This is a genomic window from Mesorhizobium sp. ESP7-2, from assembly GCF_020164715.1.
Classification (GTDB): Bacteria; Pseudomonadota; Alphaproteobacteria; order Rhizobiales; family Rhizobiaceae; genus Mesorhizobium.
Map to the genome: position 1 here is coordinate 1 of NZ_JAIUGQ010000078.1, position 12,833 is coordinate 12,833.

The window sequence follows — 12,833 nt, forward strand, 5'->3', positions numbered from 1 at the left end:
CTCGCTACAGCGCTACTAACGGCGCGCTCGCGAGCGGCTTCGTAACCGCCAGCTACACCACTTGATGGGACACGACCTAAGCCCCACCTAAGCCACCACTGCGCAATTCGATCAGACTTAGGTCCAGCGCATGCCCGACCGAAGCCCCACCGTTGGAACATTTGCGTTCTCCCAAAGTTGGCAGCGCGCTGACTACATTGATGATCGGGGCTGTTGGGAGAAAAATGAACAGGAAACAGGTGTCCTGCGAGTGTGCCATGAAGCATCCACTTGCTTCAGAAACCCGAGGGGTCGAAGTCAACGCCGGCATTGCGCTGGCCGACGCCGTCGGAATTCATGAAGTTCCCAATGTCAAATATCCTGCCCGACAGCCGCCCGGTCGTTGTGAACCCCGCGACCCACAAGATCATCAAGATCAACGAACAGACCTACTTTATGGCTAAGCCTGTCGCCCCAAATGGCGGCGATAGACCGACATATTATTGGATATGGCAAATGCTGAGACTGCAATTCGCGCCTGATGGCGAGATGAAAGACTCTCCAGGGGATGTACAAGGCGGCCCCCAGATTTCCAGTGCTCAAGGCAGCATCAATCCGCCGAGACGAACAGAAGACCATCCCGATCGTTGGATCGAATGCCAAGGGGCGATTCAACCAGGCTTTCATGCACTCGTTGATTCCATGCTTTTGGTCGGCTGGACGCGCGGCGAGGTTCTGCGATCACTAAAGCGGCTGATTGCCGTCGACACCGCGACCAGAAAAGAGGCAGGCCACGTCCCGGCCGAGCTTGCGATAGTCCGCGGCAAGGTGCAGCAGATCGACCGCAACGAAATTGAAGGTCCTGCTCTCGCTCACGGGGGTTGCTACGTCGCACGCGTTGGTGGACAGTTGAAGAAATAGCTGAGCCCGCCATTCCCGGCGAACGTCATCGAACGGTCAATCTGCTGGCGAGTTCAACACCTTCAGCGATAAGGACGTCCCGTGGCGCTAGCGCAACGAATTGTCGTGCGACTTGGCGCGGCCTCGGGAAAGCGGCCCGTCCCCGCTCAGGAATACCTCACGTCAACCGCGAACGGCGAGGATTAGGCGCAGGCCCGCCGCACTTCTTTTGCCACGTGCCGGCACCGCTCCAACCCGAACAACCGTCCCCTCTCCTCCGTTCCGCCCCCCCGCCGAGCAGGTGCATCCTTCGCCATTGCGCACACGGCATGGCTTTTGCCGGTGGTTTCAGCGTGCTCAAACCAGGAGCGCGGTCCAGAACGAGCCATTCCGGCCGGGGGCGCCAATTTTGCAGGGAGGCAGGGTTCCTCTTGGCCGTCGGCATTGGTCACCAGCTTCACATTGTCGTGTTTTCGCCAGCATTGGATCGATGTAGATTACCTGCGCGTGGGCGGACTTGGTACCTGCCGTCGACCAAGGCAGCCTGCGCGCTCCAGTCAGCCTCCTCGCCCGGTAGGTAATCGTTCGAGGATCAGGCGCTTTCCGGTTGGCGCGGGCGCATCGAACGAAGCACAGCCTAGGCAGCTGCCGATGGCGATCAAATGATAGTGTTCAAGCAACCCATCCTCCCGGCGGCAAGGCGGCGCTCGGCGCTGTCCATCCCTAAACGGCGCACGACGCCAATGTTTCCGCCGCGGCCCATTTTCGCCATTCGGCCCGGAACAACACTCCGAACCCGTCGTTAGATGGCCATATCCAGGAGAAGATGTATGGCCAAGGTGGTGGTGATCACAGGTGCCGGCGCGGGCGTCGGTCGCGCCACCGTCGAGGAGTTTGCTCGAGAGGGCTTCGATGTCGGCCTGCTTTCGCGTGATGCCGCGCGGCTTGAGCGGGCAGCCAATGATGTGCGGCGGTACGGCGTAAACGCGCTGCCGATTCCGACGGATGTCGCCGATCCTGCCGCGGTTGAGGCGGCCGCGGATCGGGTCGAAGCGGAGCTCGGTCCAATCGACATTTGGGTCAATGTCGCGATGGCGACGATATTTTCCCCCGTCGCCAAGCTGACTGCCGAAGAGGTCGAGCGCGGCACCAAGGTGACTTACCTCGGACAGGTACATGGTATGATGGCGGCGCTGAAGAGAATGCGCGTGCGCAATCGCGGAACCATCGTCAACGTCGGGTCGGCGCTGGCCTATCGTTCCGTGCCGCTGCAATCGGTTTACTGCGGCGCCAAAGCAGCGATCAGGGGGTTTACCGACAGTCTGCGTTCCGAGATCATCCACGACAAGCTCGATGTACACCTGACGATGGTCGACCTGCCTGCGGTGAATACGCCGCAATTCGACTGGGCGCTCAACAAGATGGGTCGCAAGGCCAAGCCGGTCGCCCCGATCTTCGAACCCGAAGTGCCGGCACGCGCGATTTTCTTCGCCGCCACGCACAAGCGACGTGACGTCTGGGTTGGCTGGTCGACAGTCAAGGCGATCCTCGCCAACCGCATCGCGCCGGGGTTGATCGACCGCTATCTCGCCAAGGCTGGCTATTGCGGACAACTTGCCGATCGCCCTACCGCTCCGAACGCTCCAGCGAACCTGTTCAAGCCGGTGTCGGGTGACTATTCGGCGCACGGCCGCTTTGACGCCCAGTCACGCGACCGAAGCTGGGAAATGTTTACGGATCGCCACAAGGCATCGGTCATCGCGGTCACCGCGATTGGACTGGCTGTCGTGGCGCTTCGGGCCGCGAAACGCCTGGATGCTTGGAAGCATAACTCGGATAGGCCCAGGACAGGACGGGGAGGCCGCTGACGACTTTATCCGCCGAGGAAGATCCCATGTCTCAGAATGTTGCAGAATTCGTCTGGAAGCGCCTCAACGAGTGGCGCCTGTCGCGGGTCTATGGATATCCCGGCGATGGCGTTGGCGGGCTGGACGTCGCTCTCGAAAAGGCCAAGAGTTATATGGATTACGTTCAGGTCCGCCACGAGGAAATGGCTGCCTTCATGGCTTCGGCGCATGCCAAGTTCACGGGGCAGGTAGGCCTCTGCTTTGCAACCTCGGGGCCGGGCGCCATTCATCTCCTGAACGGCCTTTACGATGCCAAGATGGATCACGTGCCGGTTGTCGCGATCGTCGGACAGCAGGCGCGTTCGGCATTGGGCGCGAATTACCAGCAGGAGGTCGATCTGCAGAACCTCTTCGCCGACGTCACCGAGTATGTGGTGACCGCAGTGGTTCCCACGCAGGTTCGCACCTGCATCGATCGCGCCGTGCGGATCGCGCAGGCCAAGCGCGCGGTCACCTGCGTCATCATTCCCAATGATCTGCAGGAGCTCGAATACGAGGATGCGCCGATGGCTCATGGCGCTACGCACACAGGCATCGGTTTTCCCGGCGCCGCGACGGTCCCGGACATCGAAGATATCAAGAAGGCGGCCGAGATCCTCAACAGCGGCAAGAAGGTCGCGATCCTGGTCGGTGCGGGCGCGCTGCATGCGACCGACGAGGTCATGGCAGTGGCCAACCGACTCAATGCCGGCGTCGCTAAGGCACTGCTTGGCAAGGCGGCATTGCCCGACGACCTGCCGTTCGTCACCGGTTCTCTCGGCCTGCTCGGCACCAAGCCGAGTTGGGACCTGATGAAGCAGTGCGACACTTTTTTGATGGTGGGGTCGGCCTTCCCTTACAGCGAATTCCTGCCCAAGCCGGGTAGTGCGCGCGGCGTCCAGATTGATATTGACGGCGCCAACCTCTCGCTGCGCTATCCAATGGAATACAGCCTCATCGGCGACAGCAAGCAGACCATGGCCGCCCTCCTGCAGCTGCTCGAGCAGAACAAGAACGAGACCTGGCGCCGTGGGATCGAGAAAAACGTCTCTGAATGGTGGGAGACGCTCAAGGATCGCGCCATGGAGCCTGCCGATCCAGTCAATCCCCAGCGCATTTTCCACGAACTTTCTGCGCGGCTTCCGGACGACGTCATCATGACAGGCGATTCAGGTTCAGTCGCTAACTGGTATGCGCGCGACATCCGGATGAGGCGCGGCATGATGGGTTCGCTTTCGGGAGGCCTCGCTTCGTTGGGGGCCGCGACGCCGTATGCGCTCGCCGCCAAGATGGCCTATCCCGATCGGCCCGTGATCGGCTTCATTGGCGACGGCGCCATGCAGATGAACGGGCTCAACGTGATGATCACGGCGAGCAAATATTGGCGGAGCTGGTCCGATCCGCGGTTCGTCGTGATGGTTCTCAACAACCAGGACCTGAACCAGGTGACCTGGGAGGAGCGCGTGCAACTTGGCGATGGCAAGACGCCGCTAACCCAGACAATCCCCGACTTTGCCTATCACAAGTATGCCGAACTGCTCGGATTCAAGGGCATCTACTGCGATGATCCCGAACAGATCGGTGCGGCATGGGACGAGGCGCTGGCTTCCGATCGCCCTGTCATCATGAACATGAAGGCCGATCCGAACGTGCCGCCGCTGCCGCCGCACATCACCCTCAAGGATGCCAAGAATTTCATGACGATGATGGCTGACGAGCCCGAACTCGCCAGCGTCATCAAGAATAGCGCGAAGCAGATGCTGGCCGGCGTTTTGCCGGGCAACGAGTGAGCCATGTTCGGCACACGTGAGCGGCGGCGCGATCCACTTGAGCCCGAGTCAGTCGTGAACATGCCGGTCCCGGCACATTCATCGCGGCGGGAGGAGATCGCCCCGAGCGCGGTGATCACGGCTGCCCGGCATCTCAGCCGGGCGGCAGGTATGATCGCCGCATCGGTGCTGATTGACAGCGCGATGGAGCATTACCGCGGCAATTTTCACAACAGGGCGATGTGGACGCCTCTCGTCACTCCGGCTCTCTCGATCGTGTCAGTGTTCCCAACAGAGCAAATACCTGGAAAGGGGATTACGCAGCATCACTATGCCGACTTTCGGCCCTTGGATTTGGTGCCGCCCTTGATGCCTTCCTTGGCAAGGCTCTTGTGAAGCACTGAGGCTAGGTCGATGACGTTCTCTTTTGGCGCCGGCGCCGGCTTGGGCGGTGCTTTGCCTTTGCGCTTGGCGTCGATCATCGCAATCAACGCATCCTCGTATGTGTCTTCGAACTTCGACGGATCGAACTTGGTGACTTTCTTGTCGATCAACAGCCCGGCGATCTCAAGAAGGTCTTCGTCGTATTTGGGGCTTTGCAAGCCACTGAACACGGTCTTTTCCGACGTCATCTCGTTGTGAGTGCGCAATTCGGTCAGCAGCATCCCGTTTTGGAAGGGTTGGATCAGCACCTCGCGCCCGCGCTGGTAGAGCACCACGCAAGAACGTGCAGCCACCCGCTTGTTCGCCATCGCGTCGCGTAGGATGGAAAAGGCTTCGAGGGAAGCTTCGTCCGCCGGGATGAGGTAGTAAGGCTTTTCCAGATATCGGGTGTCGACATCTTCGATTGCGACGAATGAATCGACCTCGAGCGTACCAGCCGCATCGAAACGATCGACAACTGGCCTCCCTATAACATCGCCAAGACAAGCGACGACGATTACCGCATCACCATGGCGGTGGCCGGCTTCTGGCAGGCCGAACTGACCCTCACGCAGGAGCAGAACATGCTCGTGGTATCTGGTCAGAAGACTGGCGACGACGAGGGCGATGACAAAAGTCAGTACCTGCATCGCGGCATCGCCGGGCGCGCCTTCCAGCGCCGCTTCGAACTGGCCGACCACGTCAAGGTCGTTGGCGCTGCCCTTGTCAATGGTCTGCTGACAATCGATCTGAAGCGCGAGATTCCCGAAGAGATGAAGCCGCGCAAGATCGAGGTCGCAGCCGACACGACGCTGCCGAAGGGCGCGATGAAGCAGATCGAGGGCGAGAAGAAGGCCGCCTGAGATCTCCGCAAGGGTGCCGGGCATTGCCTGGCACCCTCACACCCAACGGCCGAAAGGAGAAAAATCATGAGTATCCGTGATCTGATACCTTGGGGCGCGACAATGGCGACCAGGCCGCCAGCCTTTTCCGTGACGGTGAGCGCGACCCGTTCCTGTCGATGCATCGAGAAGTAAACAGGCTGTTCCGGAATTCTGAGCGGTTGAGGAGGGCTGACGAAAAGCCGGTCGATCAGCTCTTCGCAACGACTCTGATCGATCCAGTGCGGCCAAGAACGTCAACGACCACCTGAGAGCCGGTACGACGGAGCGCCACGTCCACCGATCCGGCACCCAGAGAAAGCCGTCTCAGGACGATTTGATCCAGGAAGCTCGGCAAGACAGGGGCGTCAAAAATGACAAACTGAGAATTCGGATCAAATTCGAGGCCGAGGCAAGCTTGCACGAAAAGCAATGGCGCAGCGGCCGCCCACGCCTGGGGATTGCATGCGACCGGATAGAATGTCGGTGCTTGGGCACTTTGGCGCGGGAAGCCGCAGAATAGTTCTGGCAAGCGACGCAGATCGAGATATGTCGAAGCGGCGAACAGACCTTCGAATATCTTTGCAGCTTGGTGTCGGAAGCCATAGCGAGCGAAGCCGGCGGCGATCAACGCGTTGTCATGTGGCCAGACAGAGCCATTATGATAGCTCATTGGATTGTAGCGGGCCTCTGTCGCAGCAATGGTTCTGATACCCCAGCCCGTAAAAAAGGCGCGCTCCGTGAGACTCTGAACCACAGACTTTGCTCGCTCGGCACGCGCGAGACCGGTGAAAAGTGCATGACCGGCATTTGACGAACGTACCCTGCAGGGGCGCTTGTCTCCGTCGAGCGCAAGCACATATGTGCCGAGCTGCTCGTCGAAAAAACAGACGTCGAAGCGATCGCGGAGGTCCGATGCCTTGGCTTCGAGCTTGTTGGCTCGCGCCGAATTGCCGAGCCGACGAGAGATGGCAGCGGCCGCGCACCATGCTCCATAGACGTATGCCTGCACCTCGGCGAGTGCGATCGATCCCTTCGCGAGCGTTCCGTCTGCGTGAAAAACAGAATCGCTGCTGTCCTTCCAACCCTGGTTTACCAAACCATCTGGCGTCAATCGCTGGTACTCAACGAAACCGTCCTTGTCGCGGTCACCGTAATCGCCGATCCAAGCGAGAGCAGCTTCGATATTGGGCATCAGACGCTGCAATGTTTCGAGATCGCTTGTCCTCTCCAGATAAGCACCTGCCAACATGATAAAGAGGGGGGTGGAGTCGACGCTGCCATAGTACCGGCGGAACGGCACCTCCCGAAGCACCGCCATTTCGCCACGCCGCAATTCGTGAAGGATCTTCCCAGGTTCCGCGTCCGACACATGATCCAGCTCGGTTGCCTGATTGGCTGCGAGATAAAGGAGTACGCCGCGTGCTATCGAGGGGTCGAGCCAAAGCATCTCCATGGCAGTGATGAGAGCGTCACGCCCGAACACGGTGCTGAACCATGGAATGCCAGCATAGGGATAGGGTCCCTCAGGTGTTTGTGTGATCAGCATGTAGAGGTCCGACACACTTCGGTGCACCGCCTCATCAAAGATTTCGTTGGAGGTCGTTATGGCGGCGGCCTTCGATGTGGAATAACGCAGCGCCCGCCGCGCATCGCGAAGTGCAATGAAAAAGGTGCGCCGAGGCGACTGGTCGCCGATTTCCCGCTGGTCACAGCCGACATCGACGAAAAGCGAACGGGTTTCGTGAGGTGCGAGTTCGATCACAAACCTCGCCTGTTCGCCGGTGAGCGTCGCCGGCACGGGATCGAAGGACAAAATGGTAGCGCGTCGCATGCCATCCAAGCCCATGTAAGCGAGCGTAACCCGGTTACCGGCCACGTCCGGTTGACAATCCTCTCCTCGCTGAGGCCGCGGCGTGCCCCGCACCTCGAAAAGATCCGCAAAATCGGATGCGAAAACCAGTTCAAGCTGGAGACGATGCGGAAATTCATCGAAATTTCGCACAGCCAGCCGCTCGAAGCATCGGGCGCCCCACAATAATCGGGACCGCCGGAGATGAATTAAGTCGTGCTTCAGCACGCGAACGCCTTCGGCATCGAAAATGTCTGGATTGGTTAAATCGCAAGTCAAGGTGGCATTGTCGTCACGCAATGTCGAACTGAGCAGCATAGGCCTGGCGCCATTGATCGTCAGACCAAGATGCGAAAGATAGCGTGTGTCGCGATAGTAAATCCCGTCTGGGCTACCAGGACCAGAGAGGACGTCGCCGTTACGGTCGAAGACGCCGAAAATGTCGTCATGCTTGAGTGTTCGGGGCCGGCGCTCCTGCAGAGAGGGGACGAAAAGCTGGGCAAGATGGGTAACGCCGGATCCCCCGGGAAAAGGTGCATGGGAGATCGCTTCAGCACTCACGGATTGCATCGCTGAGACCTCTACTTCAAGCTGACACTTGAGCGCGTCTGGCGCGAGCCATCGCAGCGCCTGATGATAGCGCGACAAGACGATTATAAATCGACACATAGTCGAATGCCATACGCTCGGCCGAGAACCGTTCTTCGAAAACAGCCCGGATCCGTCGCCGATCCAAATTGCCGGCCGACCTTATCGCCTCAATTCCCTCCTCGACAGTTGTTACGACAAACCCCGAGACCCCATGGTCAATCACCTCGGATACCGCGCCTCGATCAAACGCAATTACGGGGGTGCCGCATGCCATGGCTTCGATCATCACCAACCCAAAGGGCTCGGGCCAATTTATTGGAAAAAGCAATGCTCGGGCGTTGCCAAGGAAATCAGCCTTATGATGTTCATCTATTTCGCCGAGGAATTCCACGTTGGGATGTGTGGCGATCATGGGCGAGATTTCGTTCTCCCAAAATAGCCTGTCCTGCTTGTCGATTTTGGCCGCGATCTTCAATGTCATGCCAGCGCGCGTGGCGATCTCGATCGCTGTCTCCGGACCTTTTTCCGGAGAAATACGGCCGAGAAACGCCAGATAATCGCCCGAGGGATCCGGTGTCATCGGCAGTAGATCGCGCGGTAGCCCATTATAGACTGTCCCGAGCCAGTTGACGGGCGGCATCGGGCGACGTTGTTCTTCCGATATCGACACGAGCGGCACGTCGGGAAAGCTTTGATAGAACGGATGCAGGTCAGGAAGATCAAGACGCCCATGCAGCGTCGTGAGCGCAGGAGTTTGGATGGTATTGAGCAGTTGGAACTGCAGCAGATCAGTGTGAAAATGAATGACGTCGAACTCGTCGGCAACCCGTCGAACGCGATCGAGCATTATGATGTGATGTGGAACGGGATCGAGGACAGTCGGATCAAGTCTCAAGGCCCGGTCGCAGCATTTTATCAGCTCCGCCGAGGTGTGCGAATCTCCACTTGCGAAAAGCGTGACCTCATGACCGCGACGGACAAGCTCCTCGGCAAGGTACGACACGATCCGCTCGGTACCACCATAGAATTTTGGGGGAACGCTTTCTGTTAACGGTGCGACTTGGGCAACCCTCATCGATCCAGTCCATTTGTGTCGTTCACCCGATTCGGTGCACCCACTTCCGGCTTTTCGGGGAACCTAACACCGCAGAATCCAGATTGTTCCGGCGCTGAGCGAGCCTGTCTTGCCGGCGGACAGATGCTCGCAGATGACGATCGGTCGGGAGCACTGGCCGAGCTTCCCACGCGGATGTGCGGTTCTGACCAGGAGGATCTATCATGGAGGTTCTGGCATGTCCGTGAGTTCAACGAAGCGAGTGTGCGTGACCTTGCTTGCGGGAATTCTGATGCTCTCGCCTGCGGCTTTGCTCCGGCCACGGCAAAGGTCCCAAGTGACTTCACCGCAATCGTGCGCCAGAATTGCCGGCCGTGGTTGCCATCACGACCCGGCAGATCATTCAAGACCAGACGACGTTGAATGACTTCCTGAGCCCATTCGATGGCCCGGATCCGGCCAGCCGCAGGTGCGGGAAGCGGCAACGCCCGGCCGACGAACGCTCAACATGACCACCATGAACTCGTGGATAATATAAAAAATCGTCGTGAAGGATGCGGTCGTGACACATGAGCAGCCAGCGTGGCAAGCGCTCGTCCAGTTTCGAACGAGCATCGACCAGTGCGGTGAAGCCGGTCTGCACATAGAGCACGCGAGATAGCACAGCAAAAACGCCTTCAGCATCGCGCTCGCCGGCCGGTGCTCGCCCGTAACACGCCGAGGTTGGAGCCGCGCTCGGCCCCGAAGGTTATGTCCAACCGTTCGGGGGTTAGTTCAAGTCGAGCGCGGCTTTTCCTGAAAAAGCCCACTACCTCCTAGAGGAGGGCCAATTCGTTTACGCCTACGTACCGCAATGATCGAAGCCTTGACGGGCCGCCCCTTGCCGCCCGAGTGCTTAGGAGAGGTCTCGTCGGGCCTGTCCAGGCTTGGCTGACTGAGTGGTAACCGGCCGACGCCCAAGATTAATCCTACTCCCGATTGCCAGATCCATGAAAGAAGGACTGGATTTCCTCCATGTCAACGCGGCCGTCGCAGGTGCCGAACTCCAATCGTCGCGTCATGCCGCCATTCTGCCGATCGAGTGATATTCGATGCCGTGGCGCGCCACGACCTTGGGATCGTAGAGGTTGCGGCCATCGAAGATGACCGGCGTGGTCAGTGCATCCTTCAGTGCATCGAAGGACGGTGCGCGGAAACTCTTCCATTCGGTGGCGATCAGCAGCGCATCGGCGCCGCGCAATGCCGCTTCCTTGGTGCCGCACAGCATCAGGTCGTCGCGCAGCCCGTAGATGGCCTGGCATTCCTGCATGGCCTCGGGGTCATAGGCCTGCACGGTCGCGCCGGCGTTCCAGAGCGCTTCCATCAGGACACGCGCGGGCGCCTCGCGCATGTCGTCGGTGTTGGGCTTGAAGGCCAAGCCCCACAGCGCGAAGGTCTTGCCCTCGAGGTTGCCCTTGAAATAGCGGTGCACCTTGTCGAACAGGACGGATTTCTGGTCATTGTTGCGCTCCTCGACGGCGCGCAGCAGCTTGGCGTCGAACTTGACGCCCTCGGCGGTCTTGATCAGGGCACGGACATCCTTGGGAAAGCACGAGCCGCCATAGCCGAGACCCGGATAGATGAAATGGTAGCCGATGCGCGGATCGCTGCCGATGCCTTTGCGCACCTCCTCGATGTCCGCGCCGAGCTGCTCGGCAAGGTTCGCCATCTCGTTCATGAAGCTGATCTTGGTCGCCAGCATGCAATTGGCGGCGTATTTCGTGAATTCGGCGCTGCGCACGTCCATCACGATCATCTTCTCGTGGTTGCGGTTGAAGGGCGCGTAGAGTTCGCGCATCACCGCCTCGGTGTCCTCGCTGTCGGTGCCGACGATGATGCGATCCGGCTTCATGCAGTCGGCGACGGCGGAGCCCTCCTTGAGGAATTCTGGATTGGAGGCGACGTCGAAGCTCAAATCCTCGCGCCCGCGCTTCTTCAGCGTCTCGGCGATCCTGGCCTTCACCTTTTCGCAGGTGCCGACCGGCACTGTCGACTTGCCGACGACGATCTTGGCGGTATCCATCTCGCGGCCGATGGTCTCGGCGACCGCCAGCACATATTTGAGGTCGGCCGAACCGTCCTCGCCGGGCGGCGTGCCGACCGCGATCATCTGGATTTCGCCATGCCTGACGGCAGCCGCCGCATCGGTGGTGAACTTGATGCGGCCAGCGGCGTGATTCTCCCTGACGATGCTTTCAAGGCCTGGCTCGAAGATCGGGACAAAGCCCTGGTTGAGCCGCTCCACCTTGCTTGCGTCGATATCGACGCAGACAACCTGGTGGCCAACTTCGGCAAGCACCGCCGCCTGTACGAGGCCGACATAGCCAATTCCAAACACCGTCAAGTTCATTCGGATCTCTTTCTGTGCAGGACTAGGCCGCGAATAGGCCTGGTCGGTTCAGATGTCCCGGTGGCCGGACCGGCCTAGTCAGTTCGGCATGATCTTATCCGGAAGCCCGAACTCGCACCCCCGATCCACAGCGATGAAACCGACTTGCTTGGCATGCAGTATCTAACCCAAACGCAAGGGCTAGTGCCTCTCGAATACGTCTGCGGAGCAACGGTCGACGGCTTCGTGCACCATGGAATGAGAATCGCCAGATGGGTGAGAAGGCCCTTATTCATTATGGATGACCCATGAAAAAATAGCCAACTCTACGGCTTCGACATCCTTCGTTCGCAGGGCGCGGCACGAGTGATATGTCGACGCTACCCGGCGCCCTACTTAGGGCCTAGCCCGCCGGTCACGCCCGGCGGTCCAACCCACCCAAACCCGGACTGTCGGGCCGCCACACGCGCGGCTTGGGATGACGCCAAGTGCTTCTCGAACAGAATCACCTTCTCTGGATAGCCAAGCCCTCGCCTGGCCCCGCAGCTTGGCGAACTGGTGATCGCCACCGGCGCCGAACAACTCCGCACCGACGAACTGGCCGGCGCGCTGGTCTCAATAAAACGAAAGACGCCGCAAAGCGTCATCAATGACCCTATTTTTTCAGCAGCAAGAGAGCTTCGCGGACTAGCGATGGCAGATTGGCTACTGCGCTCGATGAAGGTGACGCCGCACGTGGCGCAAAACACGAACGGGCGCCGTTCCGCTATCGATCGCCGCACGACCCGGCACGGCGGCAATGGCGTCAGCCAGCGCATCCGCAAGCGGATCGAAGAGGCGTTCGGCTGGATCAAGACGGTCGCCGGGCAGGAGAAGACGAAGTTGCGCGGTCGTGACCGCGTCGGGTGGGCCTCAACCTTCGCTGCCGCGGCCTACAATCTGGTGCGGTTGCCGAAGCTTCTGGCGGTGCCGACATGACCGCTCCTGCTGGCTGCCGGTTGATAGGCCGTTTTGCTCGCAGCCTTCCTTCACCTGGAACCTGATCAGACCGTGGGTATGTGAGCAGCCTGACATAGTTGAAACTCTTGACGGAACGGGCAGCTGAGATGCCTTCGCGGACTGGAGAGCAC

Annotated in this window: 7 protein-coding genes and 4 pseudogenes; 7 read left to right on the forward strand and 4 right to left on the reverse strand. The window is 59.7% G+C overall.

Annotated elements, in window-relative coordinates; genetic code table 11:
- The first annotated feature begins 348 nt into the window (after window positions 1-348).
- The 3 genes from LB543_RS33125 (at window position 349) to LB543_RS33135 (ending at window position 4,555) form a co-directional block, all read left to right on the forward strand.
- Window positions 349-900 (forward strand): hypothetical protein, encoded by a 552-nt coding sequence (locus tag LB543_RS33125; protein ID WP_224617285.1) that lies wholly within the window; start codon window positions 349-351, stop codon window positions 898-900.
- An 809-nt stretch (window positions 901-1,709) separates the two neighbouring features.
- A complete protein-coding gene (locus LB543_RS33130) occupies window positions 1,710-2,747 on the forward strand; it encodes an SDR family oxidoreductase (protein WP_140764199.1) in 1,038 nt (345 codons plus the stop codon).
- A 26-nt stretch (window positions 2,748-2,773) separates the two neighbouring features.
- Complete coding sequence (locus tag LB543_RS33135; RefSeq protein ID WP_140764196.1) at window positions 2,774-4,555, forward strand: thiamine pyrophosphate-requiring protein; 1,782 nt, start codon at window positions 2,774-2,776, stop codon at window positions 4,553-4,555.
- Between the two features lie 308 nt (window positions 4,556-4,863).
- On the opposite strand, the gene LB543_RS33140 is transcribed toward LB543_RS33135, so the two are convergent.
- Window positions 4,864-5,511, reverse strand: coding sequence for a Ku protein (locus LB543_RS33140; RefSeq protein WP_224617286.1), 648 nt, complete (start codon window positions 5,509-5,511; stop codon window positions 4,864-4,866).
- Between LB543_RS33140 and LB543_RS33145 the strand changes: the two are divergent.
- Together LB543_RS33145 and LB543_RS33150 are read left to right on the forward strand one after the other, a co-directional pair.
- Window positions 5,401-5,820 (forward strand): annotated as a pseudogene (locus LB543_RS33145) (Hsp20 family protein); the annotation flags it as partial. The gene LB543_RS33140 and the pseudogene LB543_RS33145 sit on opposite strands and share 111 nt — an antisense overlap.
- A gap of 66 nt (window positions 5,821-5,886) precedes the next feature.
- Window positions 5,887-6,005, forward strand: a pseudogene (locus LB543_RS33150) (Hsp20/alpha crystallin family protein); the annotation flags it as partial.
- Between the two features lie 44 nt (window positions 6,006-6,049).
- Here LB543_RS33150 and LB543_RS33155 read toward each other — a convergent pair.
- The 3 genes from LB543_RS33155 to LB543_RS33165 form a co-directional block, all read right to left on the reverse strand.
- The gene (locus LB543_RS33155; RefSeq protein WP_140764193.1) at window positions 6,050-8,260 is read right to left on the reverse strand and encodes an amylo-alpha-1,6-glucosidase; all 2,211 of its coding nucleotides are present in this window, start codon (window positions 8,258-8,260) and stop codon (window positions 6,050-6,052) included.
- Window positions 8,261-8,276: 16 nt separating this feature from the next.
- Entirely contained in the window at window positions 8,277-9,356 is a 1,080-nt protein-coding gene (locus LB543_RS33160) for a glycosyltransferase family 4 protein (RefSeq protein WP_140764190.1), read from the reverse strand.
- Window positions 9,357-10,392: 1,036 nt separating this feature from the next.
- Window positions 10,393-11,724 carry a UDP-glucose dehydrogenase family protein gene (locus LB543_RS33165; RefSeq protein WP_140813099.1) on the reverse strand — a complete coding sequence of 444 codons (1,332 nt, stop codon included), beginning with the start codon at window positions 11,722-11,724 and terminating at the stop codon, window positions 10,393-10,395.
- Window positions 11,725-12,234: 510 nt separating this feature from the next.
- Here LB543_RS33165 and traD point away from each other — a divergent pair.
- Both traD and LB543_RS33175 read left to right on the forward strand, forming a co-directional pair.
- Window positions 12,235-12,319: pseudogene (gene traD, locus LB543_RS33170) on the forward strand (conjugal transfer protein TraD); the annotation flags it as partial.
- Between the two features lie 92 nt (window positions 12,320-12,411).
- Window positions 12,412-12,681: pseudogene (locus LB543_RS33175) on the forward strand (transposase); the annotation flags it as partial.
- Window positions 12,682-12,833: the final 152 nt, after the last annotated feature.